Below are 23,031 nucleotides of genomic sequence, written 5' to 3' on the forward strand. Positions count from 1 at the left end.
TTCTAATATATTAAAAATTTATATCTGCTTATATTCAAATCCTAAATGTTCATATGCTCTTAAAGTTACGACTCGGCCTCGTGGTGTCCGTTTTAAAAAACCAATTTGCAACAAATAGGGTTCAACCATATCTGCAACTGTGTCCGTTTCTTCTCCGATATTAGCTGCAATTGTTCCTAGTCCAACTGGTCCACCATTATATAACGTAATCATTGTTTTAAGTAATTTACGATCTGTTTCATCTAATCCATGACTGTCAACACGTAATAAATTTAAAGCATAGATTACAACGTCACTATCAATTTCACTTTTTCCAGCCACTTCAGCAAAATCACGAACTCTTTTTAATAATCTGTTTGCTATTCGTGGCGTACCTCGTGATCTTCGTGCAATCTCATGTGCACCTTGACTACTTATTTTTGTTTTAAAAACATCTGCAGAGCGATGAACAATTTTTGTTAGTTCAGCTTCTGTGTAATAATTCATATGACCTACAATTCCAAAACGAGCCCGTAATGGCGAAGATAACATTCCCGCTCGTGTAGTTGCTCCTATCAATGTGAACGGTGGTAGCGGAAAATGAACTGGATGTGCCGTAGCATCTTGCCCTATGATAATATCAATAAAATAATCTTCCATCGCTGAATATAAAATTTCCTCGATGTTTTTAGGTAACCGATGAATTTCATCAATAAATAATACATCGCCTAACTCTAAGTCATTTAATAAAGCGACTAAATCACCTGGGCGTTCTATCGCAGGTCCCGTAGTCGTTTTTATATTTACACCCATTTCATTGGCGATAATTGATGCTAAAGTGGTTTTACCTAATCCAGGTGGCCCATACAATAAAACATGATCCAATGACTCTTCTCGTTGTTTTGCAGCTTTAATATAGACTGCGATCTCTTTTTTTAACTGTTCTTGACCAATATATTGTTCTAGTAACTGTGGCCGTAATTTTATCTCTTTCTCATCATCAAATCTTGAGCTTTCACCAGAAATTAAACGTTCATCTTCTTCCAAAAAATACCCTCCTTTCTTACTTATTCATTAATAACTTCAACGCGTAACGTAAATATTCATCTGTTGATTGTCCATCAAAAGTTTTTAATTTTTTAATGATTTTATTCACTTCTGTTTTTGTATAACCTAAAGCCAAAAGTGCAGCCACACTTTCCTCTAAGTATGGTACTTCTGCTTTCAAATCTAAATTCAATCCTTGTTGGCCTACAAAACCAGATGTTATCTCAACATCATCCATTTTACCCTTTAAATCTAGAATAATTTGTTTTGCTGTTTTCTTACCTATTCCCGGAAATTTCGTCAAGTAGCCATCATCATCACTATTAATTGCCGTGACTAACCCATTATGGTCCTCATTTGCTAAAATTGCCAATGCGCTTTTAGGACCAATTCCTGAAACACTTAATAATTTTAAAAACAACTGTTTTTCAGCCCTATCTTTAAAGCCAAACAGACTAATATCATTATCTCGTACTACTTGATAGACATAGATACGTTGTTGTTGTTCATCAATTTGATACCGAAACGGATTAGCCACAAAAAGCTGAAAACCCACACCATTATTCTCTAAAACAACATAATAGGGCGTTACTGCAGTAATTCTACCAACTATATATTCATACATAACTTATAACTCACTTTCCAAACTTTGATGCGGGTCCTGAATCCGTTTAAACATGTGTTCTAAGTCTTTTGGACTCAACGTAATCACTGTAGGTCTACCATGTGGACAGTTAAAAGGATTTTCACATTCTTTTAGCTGTTGTAATAAATCCTCAGCCTGTTTATCATCTAGATGGTGATTAGCCTTTATTGAACGTTTGCAACTCATCATAATTGCTGTCTTTTCACGAAATTTAGCAACCGTTAGATTTTTATCCTGCAAGAAAAAGTCAATCATTTCTTTAATAATATCAGATTCTTGTCCTTGCTTAAACCAAGCTGGATGTTGATGCACAATATATGTGTTTTTTCCAAAATCTTCTAAGACGATTCCAAGTTCTTTTAAATCGGGCAAATGTTCCTCAATTTTTAATGCTTCTGGAGTTGGATAACTTAAAACAATTGGAATTAATAAGCTTTGCTGGGAAATACCCACTTTTCCGATCTCACGCCGATAATATTCATATTTAATTCGCTCTTGTGCAGCATGTTGATCAACAATGTACAAGCCAGCTTCATTCTCGGCTAACAAATACGTTCCGTGCATCTGACCTATATAACGTAACGTTGGAAAACGTTCCGCTTTAACTTCAGTAGCTTCTTCGCCTTGTTTTTCTGATGTTTCAAGCGTTACTTCCGCTTTAGGCGGGTTTACTTTTTCAGCCTGATATTTCTTATCCCAGCTTTTAACTGTAGAACTAAGTAATTGTTTCTTATCGGTTATCATTATTGGCTTCGCATTATTCAGAGATACCTTTTCACTAACTGCCTCTAAATCAACTCCTAATAGTGCATTATTAACTGCTTTTCTTGTTTCATCAGTATCAGTCGTTATAGCTTTATAGTTATTTGCGGTTTCATTCAAGTTTACTTCTAGTTGCTTAAAATCAAAGTTTTCACGTTTTTTACTATTAAGATTTAACAAACCATTTGGAATAAGATTTTCTTGTTCAAGTCGTTTGGCAATACTTTGAGTCAACAATTCACTTAATTCGTCTTCCTTGCTGATTCTAACTTCTTGTTTTGTTGGATGGACATTTACATCCACTAACAGTGGATCCAATTGGATGTTTACCACCGCAAACGGATAACGACCAACCATTAATTTTGAGCCATATCCTGCTATTAGCGCTTTAGTTAATTTATAATTTTTAATATATCTGCCGTTAATTAAAAGACTAATATAATTTCTTGATGCTCGCGTTAATTTAGGTAACGAAATAAATCCATTTATAGTAAAATCTAAATCCTTACCATTAAAACTTACCATTTGGCGAGCACTAGATATTCCATAAATCGTTCCAATTACTTGCTGCAAATTCCCGTTACCAGCTGTTTTTATAAGTACTTTGCCATTATTGCTAAGCGAAAATGCGATATCTGTGTGACTTAATGCCAATCGATTTATAATATCACTAATATTGGCTAATTCTGTAGGTAACGAACTTAGGTATTTTAAACGCGCAGGGGTATTGAAGAACAAATCACGAACTGTAATTGTTGTTCCTACACGACTAGCACACGGTTTAGTACTTTTTATCTCGCCACCCTTAATATGAATCGCTGTTCCTTCTAGCTCAGTCTTGTTTGCTGTTTGCAAAGTAACATCTGCAACTGAAACAATACTTGGCAAAGCTTCACCGCGAAAGCCTAACGTTTTAACTTTAAAAAGATCCGTTCGACTATTAATTTTACTTGTTGCATGACGCCTAAAAGCTAATTTAACGTCATCATGTAAGATTCCAATTCCATTATCACTAACCTTTATCGTCGTTAAACCAGCATCCTCAACCGTAACATCAATTTGCGTACTTTTTGCATCAATCGCATTTTCAACTAATTCCTTAACAACTGAGGCTGGCCGCTCAACAACTTCACCTGCAGCAATCTGATCTGCTAAAATGTCAGATAATTCATGAATTTGTCCCATCTTTCAGCCTCCCCTTAGTTATTTTTTATGCAACTCTTCTTGCCACTTATAAACTATATTCATGACTTCCATTGGAGTCATTGACATTAAATTAACATCTTCAATCTCATTGATAATTTTGTTCTGCTTTTTTGTGGGCATCACTTGCTTATTTGCTATTTGCGAACCGCCAAACAATGATAATTGTTCTTCTTCAAGCATATTTGGGGTCTCTGTAGTATCTATTACCGGCTTAATTTTTTCATCAGCCGCTTTATTTGAGACTGGCGTATCTTCTAATTTGTCTAAAATAATACTTGCCCGTTCAATTAAATTATCAGGCATTCCTGCTAGCTTAGCTACGTGGATTCCGTATGATTTATCAGCTGGTCCATCTTCAATTTTATGTAGGAAGACTAATTCACCATTTTTTTCAACTGCACCAACATGAATATTCTTTAAATGTCCTAGTGATTTATCAAGTACTGTCAATTCATGATAGTGGGTTGAAAACAGTGTTTTCGCATGAACATTGTTATGAATATATTCAATAATTGCTTGTGCAAGTGCCATTCCATCATATGTTGCAGTTCCTCGGCCAAGTTCATCAAATAACAACAAACTATTTGCACTAGCATTCTTCAATGCTTCATTTGCTTCTTTCATTTCCACCATAAATGTCGATTCCCCAGAAATCAAATCATCTGCTGCACCAATCCGAGTGAAAATTTGGTCAAAAATTGGTAATTGTGCCTTTTTTGCAGGCACAAAACAACCCATTTGCGCCATAATAACTGTTAAAGCTAATTGTCGCATATAAGTACTTTTCCCAGACATATTCGGTCCAGTAATTAAGAGTACTTCTGTGTCAGGTAACATTAAAATATCATTTGGAACATAACTTTGGCGACCAACAACTTTTTCAACTACTGGATGCCAACCAGCTTCAATCTTTAATGTATGTTTTTCATTATCTAATTCGGGACACACTAAATGTGCATCCTCACTGACGACGGCAAAGCTTTGGATGACATCTAATTGTGCTAACCCATGCGCTAATTTTTGTAGACGTTTAATTTGATCCTTTACTTGTTCTCTAATTTCAACAAATAATTGGTACTCTAATTCAGTTGCTTTGTTTTTAGCATCTAAAATTAAGTCTTCTTTTTCTTTTAGCTCCGGTGTTATAAAACGCTCTGCATTGGTCAGTGTTTGTTTTCTTTGATAACGATCCTGGGGTAATCTAGTCAAGTTAGCTTTTGTTATCTCAATATAATATCCGAAAACACGATTATAACCAATTTTCAAATTATGAATTCCTGTTTGCTCACGTTCTGTAGCTTCAAGTTGTGCTAACCACTTCTTACCATTTTTCATGGCATCCTTATATTCATCTAGTTTAGCATCGTAACCCTTTTTGATTAAGTTACCCTCAGTTACTGAAATAGATGGTTCTTCAACAATTGCTCTTTCAATCAGATCTGCTACTTCTTCAACCGGATCTAGTTGCTCCAAAATATCATCAAATTGCCCTTCATTCAACTGTTCTAAAACATAGCGAATTTGCGGTACATTCTCTAAAGAAGTTTTTAATTGTATTAAATCGCGTCCATTGATGCTTCCAAATGCCACCCGACCAGCAAGCCGCTCCAAATCATAAACCTTCGTCAACGCTTCTTGAAGACTACTACGTTCAAAATAATGATTCAATAAGCTTAAAACTTTTTCTTGGCGCGCTTCAATTTTTTGTTTATTTACTAAAGGTCGCTCAATCCATTGCTTCAACAAACGACCACCCATTGCTGTTCTCGTTGAATCTAACAACCATAGTAAAGTTCCAGATTTTTTCCCGGTTCGCGTATTACTTAACAAATCAAGGTTTCTTTTCGCATAATGATCTAACTTCAGAAAATGTGAAGCTTCATAATGCACTGCCTTTTGCAAATGGACCAATGCTCTTTTTTGCGTAACTGTTAAATACATTAATAAATGCTCTACAGCACTGATTTCACTTGATCTTGTCAAATCTTGCACAGCATAACTAGATTCAGCTTGTTGTTTAACTTCTTCTTGATGTGAGATCAAAATTTTTAATTTTTTTAGCATTTTCAAGGTCTCATCTGAAGCACTTTTATCTAACACAATCTCTTTAGTATGCAAGCTTAAAATTTCATTTTCTGTAGCTGCTAAACTAGATAAAACCGTTGATTTTAATTCACCTGTAGATAAATCAACATATGCAAAGCCATAATCATTACCCTTTTGATGTAGTGCAGTTAAATAATTATTTTCTTTTGCTTCACCTGCTTTTTCATCGATAATGGTTCCCGGTGTGACCAGTTGAATAACTTCACGTTTTACCATTCCTTTAGCAAGTTTTGGATCTTCCATTTGTTCGCAAATTGCTACTTTATAGCCTTTGTCAACCAAAATATCGATATAATTTTGTGCAGCATGATGCGGCACACCACACATTGGAATTGGGTCTTGTGCATTTTTATTTCGTTGGGTTAATGTCAATTCCAAAATCTGTGATCCTTTTATTGCATCATCATAGAACATTTCATAAAAATCACCTAAACGATAAAACAAAAAAGCATCTTGATACTGCTTTTTTACGTTGAAATACTGTTCCATCATCGGCGTATTCTTTGTTTTTTGCGGCATAAAGTTTCGTTTCCCTCTCTTTATTATTTTTTAGTCCATCCACGGATGATCTGGATTAATCTGTAAAGTTTCAATTCTTTTTGCTTGGCCATTACTATCATTTACATCTACCAAACAAGCACTAAACGTTTGTGGTCCCGTTTCATCAACTTCAAATCTAGTTGGCATCTGATTCAAAAAACGTTCAATTACATTTTCACGTTTCATACCAAGAATCCCATTATATGGGCCTGTAAACCCAACATCACTTAAAAAAGCAGTCCCTCCTGGTAAAATACGTGCATCATTTGTTTGAACGTGAGTATGCGTTCCTAAAACAGCACTTACTTTACCAGCAAAATACCACGCAAATGCTTCTTTTTCACTAGTTGTCTCAGCATGAAAATCTACAAAAATAACATCCGTTTTTTCTTGCAATTCAGTAATTATTTTTTCTGCAACTGCAAATGGATCATCACTAGGATTCATAAAGACACGTCCTTGTAGATTAAGAACTGCGAGTTTTATTTGATTTATATTTATAATTGCATAACCCTTACCTGGAACTTTATGCGCTGAAAAATTTGCCGGTCGAATAAGCTTCTTAGCATCATCAATAAAGTCATGGATTTCCCGATTGTCCCACGTATGGTTTCCCATTGTTATAATATCTGCACCTGATTTTAGAATTTTTTTATACACCCGCTCATTAATCCCTCGACCATGGGTTGCATTTTCACCATTAACAATAGTTACTTGAGGACGATATTTATGTTTTACCAGTGGCAAATATTGTTCTAACATCTCTTGCCCTGGTTCACCCATTACATCTCCGACAAATAAAATACGCATTTTAATTTCCTCTTTTTCATTAGTCTCAGATATAATTTTAACATTTTTTCTATATCAATGATAGATAGTTTACTTATAGGTATAAATTCTTCTAATATGGCAAAAATTTCCTTTAGCTGAAATTATAATTGTTCAGCTAAAGGAAATTTATTTTTTTATTACTTCGGTTAAAATTAAATATTATTTCAAAATTACTATCTCATACATACTTTTTTATTGTATCCAACCTTTTGAATACTGATTACCAATTTTTTCAAATTGTTCTGAAAATTTCGAGTATGCTCGATAGAAAACAGGAATTTCACCTATTTGCGCAGAAATTGTATGATAGCCGGTTTTATATTTTCTACCAGACCAAATATGAATCCAATTATCATCTGGAAGATATACTTGCCACTCTTTTTTTCCTGCACGATACACAGGTGCAATTAGCAAATCTGTTCCAAAAAGATATTCGTAACGTTGTTTGTAAGCTTCCTCATCTTTTTCATATTCTATAAAAAGGGGGCGCATTGCAGGTAATCCTTCGAGTGTTACTTGTTTGATAACTTCTTGTCGATACCTACTAAGGTCTTTAAAAATATTGCTAAATTTAGCTAGATGCTCTATTGCTATATTATTATCATACGCTTGAAAATTGACTGCCGGCCGATTGGTTTCTTGCATTCGCATAAAAGGACTAAAGCACGCAAATTCAGTCCAACGTGCCAAAAGTTCAGCTGTTCGCATATTTCCATATGAGCTTAAATTTCCGCCAATGTCACTTTGTGATATTCCCATTCCCGACATACCGCTTGAAAGTGTTGCACAAATTGCACTAGCTAAACCATCATCTTGACTCCAATCAACACTCTGCATTCCTTGCCATAACACTGGCGAATAATACGCACTTTGAGCACTACCCGCCTTCATAAAGTAAACAATTTCAGCTTCTTTTCTAGTTTCTTCGATAGCTTGTAAGTTACATTTTGCCCATAAAACTGGCCAATAGTTATGTAATTCAAATGCCTGTTTATTTTCAAATACAATACCATCCGCAGGTAAATTTTCACCACCATCTGCTATCCAACCACTAGCTCCGATAGCTAATAATTTATTCTTAATCTCGTCTTTAAGCCACATAAAAGCCATGGGGTTAGTCAAATCAATTAAAACAAACTGTTGGTGAGAAATCAATACAGTGTAATCCTTACCCTCTTTATTTTTGACAAACATCTGCTTTCCTGATAATTTCAAATAATTAGGACTATTTTTAGCAATATAAGGCGTTATATAACCTAAATATTTCATATCTTCTTTATTCCATTGTTGAATCGTTTCTGCTAAATTTGAATATTTTTCTTGGCTTTTCTCATTTACATCGTGACATAAAATTGCAGCAATATTTACTCCACCAGCTTTTAACTTTTTTTCTACCTGTTGTACTCTTTTAATTCCACCAGTTAAGCCTAATATAATACCATTATCAGTCCAGGATGGTAAGACATTTTGTCGTCCAAGTAATTTAGTCATTTTACCTAGTAAGCGTTTATACGTGGTTGATGTTTCAAATATTAGTCGTTTAGGAACGCTCCAAAAAAGCAACTCATGAAACTGCTCATTGGTAAAATCAAAAGTAACAAAGCTGTAGTCGTCTATATGACAATAATATTTATGACTTGAAATAAATGTTGCCTGCGGAAAACTAGTTGTATAGTAATCACCACCAGCATTCTCTTCAAGATCTGCTTGCATTGTCACTAACTTTTTCTTATTCCGACCAACACCTGTATTTGATGTCCATATGGGGAAAACATGTTTTCGTAAATTAAGGTATGTTAACTGTTCTCCACAACCATAAATTTTTTCTTCTGAATCCGCTACAATCCGTAACCATAGTCGATTCCAATTCCCTTTTTTTAGAATATGTGGTTCTACAATAAGACGTCCTTCATTATCAAGATAACACTTTAATTCCAAGTGATTAGTATTTTCAAACGTTAAGTTAATATTATATGCATCTTCTAATTCTGTAATACTGCCAATTACTAAAGGAAGTTTACTAGTTAATTTGTCTTCAAAACTATAATTACTGCCTTGCATGTTCATATTTTGATCTCCGTAACCTAAAAATGCTAACGGTGATTTTTCATTTTCAGACAGAATTACTCTTTCATTATAGATTAATTTCTTGTCGGTTAAAGCCAAGCTGTTATCTAAAACTTTTAATGCCATGCTTTACCTCCTAATTTTTTAATTCACATCTTACTTTACTTAGTATTTGTGAATGGAATGTGAATTTTTTCAGACAATTTGAAAAAAGAACCCCGAAAAAATTGTATTTTTCGCGATTCTTTAGCATAGCTATTTTATTTTAAGCCAAAATATCTTTTGGTTTCGATTTCATCTTTTTGCAATTGTAGAATTAACTCTTTAGCATTAGCAAATTTAACCATTCCACGCATCCGTTCATACCATTCAACTTTAACATGTTCGCCATAAACATCTGCATGAAAATTCAATAAATTAATTTCAACAGTTAAATCAAACTCATCACCAAATGTATCATTATATCCAACAGATGCCATTCCAATATATTCATTTTTCCGAATCCAAACCTTAGTAGCATACACTCCTACAGCTGGTATTCTTTGTTCAAGACTGCTTTTAATATTAATAGTTGGAAATCCAATTGTTCTCCCACGTGCAAACCCGTGAACCACTGTTCCTTGTGTTTGGAAAGGATAACCTAATAGTTTATTTGCTTGAAAAATATCTCCTGTATCAATCAATTCTCGAATATGCGTAGAACTTATCTTTTGTGCTTCATCTTCTAAATGTGTCACGCTCACTATTTTAAAACGTCCCTGTGCAAATTTAGGTAATGTCTCCATATTAGCAATATCTTTTTTGCCATAAGTATAATCTGCCCCAGCTACAACACATGTCGCATTTATTCCAATAATATATTTTTCTACAAATTCTTGTGGTTGCATAGGCACCATTTTTTCATTGAATGTTACCACATAGGCAATGTCTGCGCCCAATTGGGCAAATAACTCTAACTTACGTTTTAACAATGTCAAATATTGTACATGACTTGGAATGTTTTTTTGATACATTATTTTAGGCTGACGATCAAAAGTCATTACTGCCAATTTTTGATGTTGCTTAATTGCTTGTTTTTTAGCTTCCTTGATAACCGCTTGATGTCCTCGATGGACACCATCAAAAAAACCCAAAGCTAAAACACAATCTCCAACTGGAATTTTTTCTTTTTGATACGGTTCTGTTAGCTCTATAACTTCCACTCATCTCACCTCTTACGTCAAATCTATCATCTGTTCAGGTTGATAATGCATTTTATTTTCATTATATTTATAAATACAACGAACCCTATCTTCATAAAAAAGGCAGAGTTGCGCTACGATTTTACCTTTATTAATATATCGTGGATTTAGAAAGCCACCATTTTTTACTAATTTCCATTGTTCATCAGATAATACATATTTAGGAAATTTCTTTAGTGCATGTTCAATTGGCATTAATTTTTGGGCCAGTTGTTCTGGTTCAGTTAATTCTTGCAATTGAGCTAGGCTAACTGTTTCACCAATTAGAAAGCCACCACTTTTAAGTCGCGTTAAATCTGACATTACAGCTGGAACACCTAATGTTTTACCTAAATCAACGGCTAGCGTTCTGACATACGTTCCACGCCCACAGCCAACCTCAAAATAGATTGTTTGTTGTCCTTTAGATGCATCAAATTGTGCTTTTTTTATTTGCTTGAAATAATCAACTGTTATTGTTCTTTCAGGTCTTTGTACTTCTTCACCTTTACGTGCATAATCATATAGCCGTCTACCATTGACTTTAATAGCTGAATACATCGGTGGAATTTGAATCATTGTTCCCGTTAATTTCTGCATTGCCGCAGTTATTTCTTCATCAGTAAAAGCTTCAGTCAGTTTTTTTTCAGCTATTACTGCACCATCCAAATCCTCAGTTTCAGTTGCAAATCCTAAAGTAATTTCCCCCATGTATATTTTACCTGAATCCATCATATAATTAACTACTTTTGTAGCTTTTCCTATACAAATTGGGAGTACACCATCAACATTAGGGTCAAGTGTCCCACTATGTCCAACACGCCGTGTTTTAAAAATTTTACGACACTTAAAAACAGCATCATTACTAGTCATTCCCCGTTCTTTATATAAGGGTAATATTCCATCCATTATTTATCTACTATATAAAATATGAAAAATCACAGAAACATATCTTTTCCATGATCAAGAAAGTTTACATACTCCCTTCTCAGTTCTAATAATTTACAAATACACACTATTTTAATTCAAACGTCTACTAATTCCAATTGTTAAAATAAGCTTAATCTGCCTAGACTCTAGACTACATTTTTTAAACAGCTAAAAAATTCACTTTCATATTTAATTCTTGTGAATATTATTGCTTTTTATAGAAATTATTGCTTAATTTAGTAATTTATAGCACAAAAACTGAGAAAAATTAATTTTTCTCAGTCTTTTGAGTTCATTAAAATTTGTCTTCTTTATGCAACTCGCTTAATAATTGATCAATATGATCTCCATAACGAACAGAACTGTCTCGTTCAAATTTCAATTCTGGAGTTACATAAATTGTCAAACGCTTGCCTAATTCACCTCGAATTAAACTAGTTGCTTTTTCAAGACCTTGTTGTGTTTTTTGTGCATCTGATGCTAAATCAGATAAAATACTATAATAAATTGTTGCATGCTGTAAATCACCAGTCACTTCAACACCTGTAATCGTTACACCTTGAATACGAGGATCACGGACACGTTTCATCAATATATCATTAACTTCACGTTGAATCTCTTGTGACAAACGACCTACACGAAAATGTTGTACCATTATTTTCCTCCATCAATTTAGCTATTCGACCGGTACCTCTTGCATAATAAATGCTTCGACTTGGTCGCCAACTTTTAGATCATTATATTTTTCAACCATCAAACCACATTCAAAACCTTGTTTAACTTGTTTAACATCATCTTTAAAGCGCTTCAAAGATGCAAGTTTACCCTCATAGATAACAATTCCGTCTCTAATTAAGCGGACACCTGAATCACGTTGAATGTAGCCATCAGTAACATAGCCACCACCAACAGTTCCCAATTTAGATACTTTATAGGTTTCTCTAATTTCAACTTGACCGATAATTTTTTCTTCATAAACAGGTTCAAGCATACCCTTCATAGCTGTTTCAATTTCATCAATTGCCTTATAAATAACATTATGCAAGCGAATATCCACTTTATCAGACTCTGCTTGTATTTTAGCTTGTGGTGTTGGACGAACGTTAAACCCAATTATAATCGCATTTGATGCTTCCGCTAACGTAACATCACTTTCATTAATGGCACCAACTGCTTGGTGAATGATATTAACTCGTACACCTTCAACTTCAATCTTTTTAAAAGATTGACCAATAGCTTCAACTGAGCCTTGTACATCAGCTTTAATAATAACGGCAACTTCTTTTAAATCACCTTGCTTTAAGGTATCAAACAAATTGTCTAAAGTTACGTGATTTGTTTGACTTCTTTCCTTCAATAAAGCACGTTTAGCACGTTCTTCACCGGCTGCACGTGCTGTTTTCTCGTCTTCAAAGACTAAGAAACGGTCACCTGAAACTGGAACATCATTTAACCCGGTAATTTCCACTGGAGTCGCTGGCGTTGCCTTTTTTATATCATGGCCACGTGCATTTAACATTGTTCTTACACGTCCAAATGTATTTCCCACAACAATAGGATCACCAACATGCATTGTACCATGTTGAACTAACAAGGTAGCAACTGAACCTTTACCTTTATCCAAACGAGCTTCAATAACTGAGCCAGCAGCCCTTTGATTAGCATTAGCTTTAAGTTCCAAAATTTCTGCTTCTAGTAAAATCATATCTAATAACTCGTCTAGGTTTTTCCCGAACTTAGCTGAAATTTCAACGAAAATTGTATCGCCACCCCATGATTCAGGGATTAATTGATACTCAGATAATTGTTCCATAACGTGATTAGGATTTGCACCTGGCTTATCTATCTTATTAACTGCAACAATAATTGGCACACCAGCTGCTTTAGCATGGTTAATTGCTTCAATTGTCTGTGGCATTACCCCATCATCTGCTGCAACTACAAGAACGGTAATATCGGTAATGTTTGCACCACGAGCACGCATATCTGTAAACGCAGCATGGCCTGGTGTATCTAAGAATGTGATAACTTTATCGTTATGACGTACTTGATAAGCACCAATATGTTGTGTAATTCCACCTGCTTCACCCTCAGTGATATGCGAATGACGTAATTTATCCAATAACGTCGTTTTACCATGATCAACATGTCCCATGATTGTTACAACTGGTGGCCGCACTTGCATGTCTTCTGTACTTTGTTCTTCTTCATCAAAGAACTTATCAATATCAGCTACATCAATTTCAACTTTTTCCTCAGCTTCAATCCCATAGTCTGTTGCTAAAAGTTCAATTGTATCTTTGTCAAGCGATTGATTTTGATTAACAACTGTCCCCATCATGAATAATTTTTTAATAATTTCAGCTGGTTCACGGTGAATTTTTTTAGCTATATCTGCTACATTCATGCCAACTGTATACATTAATTTTTCTGGTAGTGGCTTATTCTTACGTGGTGGAACAGCTGGTTTATTGCTATGATTGTTCCGATTACGGTTATTTTTTTTATTATTGCGATTATTGCGCCTATTATTATTAAAGCGATTATTGTTATTTCCGTTTCCATATTGCTTTCGGCCGTTAGAATTTGCCTCCCCATTATTGCGGTTAGGCGTGCTTGTTTTCTTCTTATCCATATTTTTCCCTGTGTGCCTTTCATTATTTCTTTGCGGATTCGCTTTAGTTTGGACTTGTTCATTTGAGCGAACCGAATGTACAGCTTGGGAGTGTGGCTTGGCGGCTTTTGCGACCGTCTTTTTTTCTGTCTCTGTATCTTTCTTTGTTTCTTTCTTTGCTTCTGTCTTTTTTATATTTTTAGGCTTACTTTTAATTTCAGATTTTTTTGCAGTTGCTTTAGCTGTTTCATTTTTCTTAACATTCTGAGTATATGCTTCACGTAATTGGCGCTCCTCATTTTCACCAATTGTGGACATATGACTTTTTGTATCAAAACCCTTTTCACGTGCAATTTGAACTAAAACCTTACTTGCAACGTCAAGTTCTTTAGCTAATTCATAGATATGCTTTTTTCGCATAAACTCCGCCTCCTTAAGTATCTATACGACTAATCAGGCAATTATAACCATCCCGATTAATCAGGATGCTTCATTAATTGCTAAGTAATTGTCGCATTTTCTTACTAAATCCTGTATCACACACCGCAACAATAGAACGTTTTTGTCCAATTGCTACACTTAACTCAGCTTGTGTGAATACATCACTAAATGTCACGTTGTAGCTATGACATTTGTCCGTAAATTTTTTTCGTGTATTCGGTCCAGCATCATTAGCAACAAAAACCAAAAATACTTTTTGACTTCTTATCTGCTTAAGCACCATGTCCTCACCCGTTACGATTTTACTTGCACGGCGCGCTAAACCTAAGAGATTTAAAATTCTTTGCTTATTTTCCATTTTTAAATAACTCTGCTCTTGCTACTTGATGATCAATGTAAGCAACTAACTCATCATAAAATTCAGGAGCAATTTTTATCCCAAAAGCTTTATCAAACGTTCGTTCAAGCCGAGCTTTTTTAGCAATCTCTACATTAAGATGAATATATGCACCACGACCTGCTTTTTTTCCTGTTGGATCAATACTAATTTCATTTTCTTTATTTTTAACAATACGTACTAATTCTTTTTTAGGTTTCATTTCACCAGTTACAATATCTTTACGCATTGGTATTTTTCTTTGTGCCATACCTTAATCACCCTTTAAACTAATCTTCTTTAGAATTTTCATCTGGTAATTGCACTTCAGTTGCAGCATTAGTAGCTCCTGCAGATGCCTTATCAGCTGAATTCATCTCTGATTCAGGTTTGATATCAATCTTAAATCCAGTTAAACGAGCTGCTAAACGTGCATTTTGTCCTCGTTTCCCAATAGCTAAAGATAATTGACTATCTGGAACAACTACTCTACAAGCTCGTTCATTTTCAGGGTCAAAAGTCACACTGACTACTTCCGCTGGATTTAATGCATTGGCAATAAATTCAGCATTTTCTTCACGCCATTCAACAATATCCATGTTTTCGCCCTTTAGTTCGTTAACAATAGCTTGAACTCTTTCCCCACGCGGTCCTACACAAGTTCCAACTGGATCAACATTTTCACTATTTGAGCGAACTGCCACTTTAGCGCGATCTCCAGCTTCACGTGCAATCGATACAATTTCAACAGTTCCGTCAAATATTTCTGGGATTTCTTGTTCGAATAAACGTCGTAATAAATCTGGATGAGAGCGACTTACATAAACTTGTGGTCCTTTAGAAGAATTTTCAACTTTATAAATATAAACCTTGATACGATCATGGGGTGAATATTTCTCACCAGGAATTTGGTCTTGATGTGATAAAACCGCTTCGACCTTACCAAGATTTACATAGATGTAGCGGCTGTCATGTCGTTCAACTTCACCTGTTACAATCTCTTGTTCATATTGAATGTATTGATTGTAAATATTACTACGTTCTTCTTCACGCACTCGTTGCATGATTACTTGCTTAGCAGTTTGTGCTGCAATACGACCAAAATCTTTGGGTGTTACCTCAAACTTTATTGAGTCACCAATCTCATAAGCCTTATTAATATCTAATGCATCACTGAAACTTACTTCTAATTGTGAATCAAAAACTTCGTTAACAACTTCTTTAACAGCATAAACATGGATGTTCCCTTTTGTTCGGTCAAATTCAACATCAACATTTTGAGCTTGCCCATAATTACGCTTATATGCAGATATTAAAGCTTGTTCCAACGCTTCAATGACAACTTCTTTTTTTACACCTTTTTCAGTCTCAAGTGCATTTAATGCATTTAGTAATTCCTTACTCATTTCCTTACTCCTTGTTAAAATGACTTTTTCTAAAATTTAATTGCTAATCGCGCCTTAGCTATTTGTTTTCTTGGGATTAAAATACTTTTCTTACGCGTCTTATCCATATATTCTAACGTTAAATCTGTTGCAGTCAGTTCAATTAAAGTTCCTTCGTATATTTTTTGACCATTTAATTGTTGATACAAAGATACATTAACATACTTATTTAAAGCTTTCTCGTAATCAACCTCTTTTTTCAATGGTCGTTCTGCTCCTGGAGAAGAGACTTCTAGATAGTATGCTTGCGGAATTGGGTCAGGTTCACAAGTATCTAACTTTTCACCTAATTCGTCACTGACTAGCACACATTCATCGATTGTAATTCCAGCTGGTTTATCAATAAAAACACGTAAATACCAACTTTTTCCTTCTTTAACAAATTCGACATCTACTAATTCAAAATGATGCTCAATCAAAATCGGATTAACCAATTCAGTTACTACTTCCACAACACTGCTCACACAGTTACCTCCTTAATCTTACTACTCTATTACTCGTAAAGTTTGATAACTCCAATAAAAAGAGTGAGCATCACTGCTCACTCTCACCGAGTATTAACAATTATTATTGTAACATGGAAAATTATATCTTTCAAGAAAATATATCTATGTTCTTAAAAGTATAATCTAAGCTTACTCGCTGAAACTAAAAAAGATTATCAAATAAATCTAATTGATTAGAATCTGGTAAAGCATCCAGCACCTTATTTTCAGTCATAAAATCAATTAAAGTACTAGAAACTTTTCCTCGTTTTGACAAGTCTTCTTTAGACAAAAACTCTTGTTCTTCACGTGCTGCCACAATCTGCTTAGCAACATTGACACCTAATCCTGGTATAGCTGAAAAAGGTGCAATTAGCGAATTACCTTCTATCAACCAATCTGAGGCAGACGAACGATTCAAATCTACCATTTTAAATTCAAAACCACGTTCAAGCATCTCGTTAGCAAGTTCTAACACGGTTAATAAATTTTTTTCTTTAGTAGAAGCATCGGTCCCCTTATCACTTATTTCCTTCATTCTAGCTTTAACAGTTTCCTTACCATGCGCCATCGAAACCAAATCAAAATCATCAGCTCGAACAGAAAAATAGGCTGCATAATAAACAAGTGGATAATACACTTTAAAGTATGCAATACGTAATGCCATTAAAACATATGCTGCCGCATGCGCTTTAGGAAACATGTATTTAATCTTCAAACAAGCTCCAATATACCATTCTTCTACATCAGCATCTCGCATTTGTTTTTGCCATTCATCTGGAATCCCCTTACCTTTACGCACACTTTCCATTATCTTAAAAGCAATATCTGACTCAACTCCATCATGAATTAAATCCATCATAATATCATCACGACATCCGATAACTTTAGGCATTGTTACTGTTCCATTTTTTATCAATTCTTCCGCATTGCCTAACCAAACATCAGTCCCATGCGATAAACCTGAAATTTTCAAAAGTTCTGCAAACGTTGATGGATGTGTTTCTTCCAACATGCCCCTTACAAAACGGGTTCCAAATTCCGGCACACCTAGCGTTCCTGTCTTGGATTGAATCTGTTCTGGTGTAACATGTAAAATATCTGTGCCAGAAAACAGTGACATCACTCCTGGATCATCTGTCGGAATTGTTTTGGGATCAATCCCAGATAAATCTTGTAACATTCTAATCATGGTTGGATCATCATGTCCTAAAATATCAAGTTTTAAAATATTATCATGAATTGAGTGGAAATCAAAGTGAGTTGTGCGCCATGTTGCCGTCAAATCATCGGCTGGGTATTGAATAGGTGTAAAATCATAGATTTCCATTGTATCGGGGACAACTAAAATTCCCGCGGGATGTTGTCCCGTCGTTCTTTTTACCCCGGTTGCACCTTTAGCTAAGCGATCAACTTCTGCCGTGTTAAAACTTTGTTCTGTATCACGCTCATATGCTTTTACATATCCATATGCAGTTTTATCAGCAACTGTACCTATTGTTCCTGCACGATAAACATTGTTTTCACCAAATAAAACTTTCGTATAATTATGAGCTATTGGTTGATAGTCACCCGAAAAATTCAAATCAATATCCGGAACTTTATTTCCTTTAAAACCCAAGAATGTTTCAAAGGGGATATCTTGACCATCTTTAATTAGCATAGTGTCACAGTTAGGGCAATTCTTATCTGGTAAATCAAAACCGGAACCATACTCACCTTTTTCATAAAAATGTGAATATTTACATTTTGGGCAATGATAATGTGGTGGTAAGGGATTGACTTCTGTTATTCCAGTCATTGTAGCAACCAAACTAGAACCAACCGATCCTCGTGAACCAACTAAATATCCATCTTTGTTAGATTTATAAACAAGTTTTTGTGAAATTAAATAGATAACTGAAAATCCATTACCAATAATAGATTTTAATTCTTTATCTAATCTATCTTGAACAATTTTAGGTAAAGTTTCACCATATAATTCATGTGCTTTGTTTAAAGTTAGATTTCGAATATCATCCTTTGCCCCTGGCATATTAGGAGTATATAACTTATCTTTTACTGGTGATATTTCCTCGCACCAATTGACCACTTGATTAGGTGCATCTACAACTACTTCTTTTGCTGTTTGCTCATCCAAAAATGAAAATTCAGCCAGCATTTCATCCGTTGTTCTAAAATGTGCATCTGGTAGTTGCTTTAATCTATTTAGCGGGTTAGCGCCTCCTTGTGAATGTATCAGGATTTTTCGGTAAACTGCATCCTCTTTATTTAAAAAGTGAACATCACCCGTTGCAACTACCGGAATACCTAGTTCATGCCCTAATTTAATCATATTTTTAATAATATCTTCTAGTTGCTTAGTATCTTTTACCAATTCTCTTTCAAGTAATCCCGCATATAATGGCTTAGGCTGTATCTCTAGATAATCATAGTAGCGTGCTTTTTCACGAGCAATTGCATATCCTTTTTGCATCATTGCAGTAAAAACTTCACCGCTAGCACATGCAGAACCAACAATCAAACCTTCTCGATATTTATCCAATATTGATCTAGGCACTCGTGGAACACGATAAAAGTATTGCGTCATTCCTTCCGAAGCCATTTTGAATAAGTTCTTTAAGCCTGCTTGTGTTTTAGCCATTACGATTGCATGAAAAGGATGTTCACTTTTATATGCTTCATTTTCTCCAATATGCTCGTTTAGCTGACTATGCAATTTTATGCCATAATTATTTTCTGCATCTTTTAGCATTGCATAATAAATATAGCCGGTTGCTTCAGCATCATAAATAGCACGGTGATGATGCTCTAGTTCAACTTTAAGCCGTCTCGCTAAAGTATCCAATGTAAATCTTTTCATATCAGGATATAAAAAGCGACCTAGTGGTAAAGTATCAATCCATGGTTGCGTAATAGCAGGAAGTCCATGTCGATCATACCCAATATTCATAAAATCAACATCAAAAGTTGCGTTATGTCCTACAATAATTGTGTCTTTGCAAAAATCTTGAAACATCTCAAAAACTTCTTTTTCACTTTTTGAGCCTTTAACCATATCATCTGTAATACTTGTTAATTCAATCGTTGTTCTAGATAAAGGATGTCCTGGATCTATAAACTGTTCGAATCTTTCAAGTACCTCACCATCACGCATCTTAACGGCTGCTAATTCAATGACTTTATCATAGTTAGCAGATAACCCAGTGGTTTCAGTATCAAAAACAACATATGTAGCTTCTTTTAAATTTATTGGAGCATCGTTATATGCTATCGGAGTTCCATCATCAACAATATTTGCTTCTACACCATATAAAATCTTTACGTTATTTTTTAATCCAGCGCTATGCGCTTCAGGAAAGGCTTGTAACGTTCCATGATCCGTTATGGCTATTGCTTTTTGACCCCATTTAGCAGCTTGTTCTACAAAAGTTGTAATACTGTTAGTGGCATCCATCATACTCATGTTGGAATGTACATGCAATTCTGCTCGCTTTTGATCTTCAGGAGCTGTGTCCTCACGCTTAGCATGTTTTACTTCATTAATGTCATATGCATTAATTGTTAAATCATGAATAAAAGAATCTTCTTGGACACTGCCACGAACTTTAAGCCACATCCCTACTTTAAAAGCACTAAAAAACTCTTTATCTTCATCAGTCCGTGAAAACTTCTTGACGATAAAAGAAGAACTATAGTCAGTAATTTTAAGTGTCATTAACTGTCTACCTGAATTAAATTCACGTACTTCTTTATCAAATACGTAGCCTTCAACTACAACTGAACGTTCTTCTTCTGTAATGTCCTTCATCTGCCAAGTTGCAATGTCATTATTGATACTCTTTCCTAATATTAGTGGTTTATTGGGATTTATACTACTAGTTTCTTTGCTTTCACGTTTGGTATTTTGCCGTTGAATCGCTGCAACTGCTTTTTTAGTTAACTCTGCATCACTTTTGGCTTTACGCTCTTTATACTCATCTATTTTTTCTTGTGTTTTAGATTCATCTATTAGAACGGTTATATTAAAATGCGGAAATCCACATCGATTAAATGTTTTTTCAATCTGCCCTAGAGCTTCTTCTTTTAAAAATTTTTGAACAACTTCATTATCTGCAAGCAACATGACTCGATCGTTATCAATGTATGGAATTTTATTTCGCTTCAAGCTTCCCATTAAAGCTGAGTGAACCTCACTATTTTCGACAACCCATTGCCAATAATCGCCTAAATTACGATTATTAAGTTGTGGTTGCTCTGTGACAATAGTTAGACTTACATTAGCGATCTCTTTAAATCCAATTGCTAGATGTTGTTGCAATTCCATAAAAGTAGTATACGGTAAGATATCTTTTATTTTAATAAAAAACTCCCATTTTCTTGACTTTACATGAACTGCAACTTTCTTTATCTCAGCATTTTCAAAATAAGTACTTTCTTGTGGAGAAGGCTGCCAATCAATTTGCTCTAATAGTTTTTGAAATAATTCTTTATTATTGAGTGCCAAAAAAAGACTCCTTTCTCTTCATTAATACCACAAATCGAGCAGCAGTTTTTATTCATAACTAACCGCTACTCGATATATTTTATCTTCTTAGGTGTCGCTTACTTTTTTAGTAAAATATCAAGTGAGCTTAGCAATTCGCCTTGCTTGACCTCGATTGTTTCTCCTGTTTTACGTAACTTAATCTCAACAATTCCTTCTGTTGCTTTCTTTCCAATTGTAATACGTACAGGCAATCCAATCAAATCAGAATCTGCAAATTTGACCCCAGGACGTTCATTACGATCATCAACTAAAACAGTATAATTTGCATCTTTTAAGGTTTGTGTTATTTCATCTGCCAATGCCATTTGTTCTTTCTTTTTAGCATTGATAGGTACAATATGCACATCAAAAGGCGCAATTGAACGTGGCCAAATCAGTCCGTTTTCATCACTATGCTGTTCAACAATCGCTGATAACAATCTTGAAACACCAATTCCATATGAGCCCATAATAATTGATTTTTGGCGTCCATTTTCATCTAATACTTTTGCATCTAATGTATCTGAATAGCGTGTACCTAACTTGAAAATATGACCAATTTCTATCCCACGTGTAAATTTTAATGTTCCTTCTCCGTCAGGTGAAATTTCACCTTCTTTTACAGTCCGCAAATCAGTAAATTCATCGACTCTGAAATCGCGATCTTTATTAGCGTTTATATAATGGAAGCCATCTTCATTGGCGCCCACATTAACATTAATCATCTTTTCAACATCAATATCTGCTAAAACTTTTAATTCATCTGCAATTCCTACTGGACCTAACGAACCAAAACCGGCACCCAAATATTTGACTGCTTCTTCTTCTGTTGCCTGACGTAGGAAATCTGCATTTAAATAATTTACTAATTTTACTTCGTTTAATTGGTCATTACCGCGCAATAAAACAACCACTGGTTTTTCATCTGCGATGTACAATAATGTTTTTATTTCATTATTTGCATCTGTTCCCAAGAAAGCTGCAACCTCATCAATCGTTTTAGCATTTGGTGTTGCTACTTTTTCCAACTCTTTCGGTGCTTCATGCGAAACTTTAATATCTCGCTTGTTTTTAGCCATTTCTAAGTTAGCTGCATAATCGCTTTCGTCTGAATAAACAACTGTATCTTCTCCAATTGGAGCAATTGCCATAAATTCTTTGGAATCTTTTCCACCCATTGCGCCTGCATCACCAATAATCCCACGATAATTCAACTCTACACGATTGAAAATATTTTGATATGCGGTATCCATATCATGGTATGTTTTGTCTAAGCTTTCGTTTTCCGCATGAAATGAATATGCATCCTTCATTAAAAATTCACGGCCACGAAGTAATCCAAAACGAGGACGATTTTCATCTCGATATTTCATTTGAATTTGATATAAAACGAGTGGCAACTTTTTATATGATTTAATATCATTTTTTACGATACTAGTAAATGTTTCTTCATGTGTGGGTCCAAGCAAAAAGTCGCGATCATGACGATCCTTTAGTTTAAACATAGCAGGACCATATGTGTCATAGCGCCCTGATTCTTTCCATAATTCAGCTGGAATAACTGCAGGTACTAACATTTCAACTGCATCAATTTTTTCCATTTCTTCCCGTACAATTTGCTCAAGTTTCAATAATACCTTGTTTGCTAGTGGGAGATATGAGTACATCCCCGCAGAAATTTGCTTAATATAACCAGCTCGCAACATTAATTGATGACTGCGCGCCTCTGCATCACTTGGTGTTTCCCTTAAAGTAGGAATCAATATTTTAGACTGTTTCACAATAATTTTCTCCTCTTTCAAAAATAA

The 23,031-nt window shown here is 34.8% G+C and carries 16 protein-coding genes; all 16 read right to left on the reverse strand.

What is annotated here, in order from left to right:
• Positions 1-18 precede the first annotated feature (18 nt).
• Positions 19-1,026 carry a Holliday junction branch migration DNA helicase RuvB gene (gene ruvB, locus LB941_RS01535; RefSeq protein WP_253358913.1) on the reverse strand — a complete coding sequence of 336 codons (1,008 nt, stop codon included), beginning with the start codon at positions 1,024-1,026 and terminating at the stop codon, positions 19-21.
• A gap of 16 nt (positions 1,027-1,042) precedes the next feature.
• Positions 1,043-1,651 carry a Holliday junction branch migration protein RuvA gene (gene ruvA / locus LB941_RS01540; protein WP_253358915.1) on the reverse strand — a complete coding sequence of 203 codons (609 nt, stop codon included), beginning with the start codon at positions 1,649-1,651 and terminating at the stop codon, positions 1,043-1,045.
• A gap of 3 nt (positions 1,652-1,654) precedes the next feature.
• Positions 1,655-3,619, reverse strand: a complete 1,965-nt coding sequence (gene mutL, locus LB941_RS01545; RefSeq protein WP_253358916.1) for a DNA mismatch repair endonuclease MutL — start codon at positions 3,617-3,619, stop codon at positions 1,655-1,657.
• An 18-nt stretch (positions 3,620-3,637) separates the two neighbouring features.
• On the reverse strand, positions 3,638-6,265 hold the full coding sequence (gene mutS, locus LB941_RS01550) for a DNA mismatch repair protein MutS (protein ID WP_253358917.1): 2,628 nt from the start codon (positions 6,263-6,265) through the stop codon (positions 3,638-3,640).
• A 30-nt stretch (positions 6,266-6,295) separates the two neighbouring features.
• The gene (locus LB941_RS01555; protein ID WP_253358918.1) at positions 6,296-7,096 is read right to left on the reverse strand and encodes a TIGR00282 family metallophosphoesterase; all 801 of its coding nucleotides are present in this window, start codon (positions 7,094-7,096) and stop codon (positions 6,296-6,298) included.
• 213 nt (positions 7,097-7,309) lie between these two features.
• On the reverse strand, positions 7,310-9,310 hold the full coding sequence (locus LB941_RS01560; RefSeq protein ID WP_253358919.1) for an alpha-glucosidase: 2,001 nt from the start codon (positions 9,308-9,310) through the stop codon (positions 7,310-7,312).
• A gap of 134 nt (positions 9,311-9,444) precedes the next feature.
• Positions 9,445-10,386, reverse strand: a complete 942-nt coding sequence (ribF, locus tag LB941_RS01565) for a riboflavin biosynthesis protein RibF (protein WP_253358921.1) — start codon at positions 10,384-10,386, stop codon at positions 9,445-9,447.
• 12 nt (positions 10,387-10,398) lie between these two features.
• Positions 10,399-11,313: a tRNA pseudouridine(55) synthase TruB gene (gene truB, locus LB941_RS01570; RefSeq protein ID WP_253358923.1), complete on the reverse strand. Its 915-nt coding sequence runs from the start codon at positions 11,311-11,313 to the stop codon at positions 10,399-10,401.
• A gap of 316 nt (positions 11,314-11,629) precedes the next feature.
• On the reverse strand, positions 11,630-11,989 hold the full coding sequence (gene rbfA, locus LB941_RS01575) for a 30S ribosome-binding factor RbfA (RefSeq protein ID WP_253358926.1): 360 nt from the start codon (positions 11,987-11,989) through the stop codon (positions 11,630-11,632).
• Positions 11,990-12,010: 21 nt separating this feature from the next.
• Complete coding sequence (gene infB / locus LB941_RS01580) at positions 12,011-14,368, reverse strand: translation initiation factor IF-2 (protein WP_253358928.1); 2,358 nt, start codon at positions 14,366-14,368, stop codon at positions 12,011-12,013.
• A gap of 73 nt (positions 14,369-14,441) precedes the next feature.
• Positions 14,442-14,747: a YlxQ-related RNA-binding protein gene (locus tag LB941_RS01585; protein WP_253358930.1), complete on the reverse strand. Its 306-nt coding sequence runs from the start codon at positions 14,745-14,747 to the stop codon at positions 14,442-14,444.
• Complete coding sequence (gene rnpM / locus LB941_RS01590) at positions 14,737-15,036, reverse strand: RNase P modulator RnpM (protein ID WP_253358932.1); 300 nt, start codon at positions 15,034-15,036, stop codon at positions 14,737-14,739. Before rnpM ends, LB941_RS01585 begins: the two co-directional genes overlap by 11 nt.
• A gap of 19 nt (positions 15,037-15,055) precedes the next feature.
• Positions 15,056-16,171 carry a transcription termination factor NusA gene (gene nusA, locus LB941_RS01595; protein WP_253358934.1) on the reverse strand — a complete coding sequence of 372 codons (1,116 nt, stop codon included), beginning with the start codon at positions 16,169-16,171 and terminating at the stop codon, positions 15,056-15,058.
• 29 nt (positions 16,172-16,200) lie between these two features.
• A complete protein-coding gene (gene rimP, locus LB941_RS01600; RefSeq protein ID WP_253358936.1) occupies positions 16,201-16,674 on the reverse strand; it encodes a ribosome maturation factor RimP in 474 nt (157 codons plus the stop codon).
• A gap of 184 nt (positions 16,675-16,858) precedes the next feature.
• On the reverse strand, positions 16,859-21,202 hold the full coding sequence (locus tag LB941_RS01605; protein ID WP_253358938.1) for a PolC-type DNA polymerase III: 4,344 nt from the start codon (positions 21,200-21,202) through the stop codon (positions 16,859-16,861).
• Between the two features lie 98 nt (positions 21,203-21,300).
• The gene (locus LB941_RS01610; RefSeq protein WP_253358940.1) at positions 21,301-23,004 is read right to left on the reverse strand and encodes a proline--tRNA ligase; all 1,704 of its coding nucleotides are present in this window, start codon (positions 23,002-23,004) and stop codon (positions 21,301-21,303) included.
• Positions 23,005-23,031 lie beyond the last annotated feature (27 nt).

It is taken from the genome of Ligilactobacillus ubinensis, assembly GCF_024160875.1.
In the GTDB taxonomy this organism is placed as follows: Bacteria; Bacillota; Bacilli; order Lactobacillales; family Lactobacillaceae; genus Ligilactobacillus; species Ligilactobacillus ubinensis.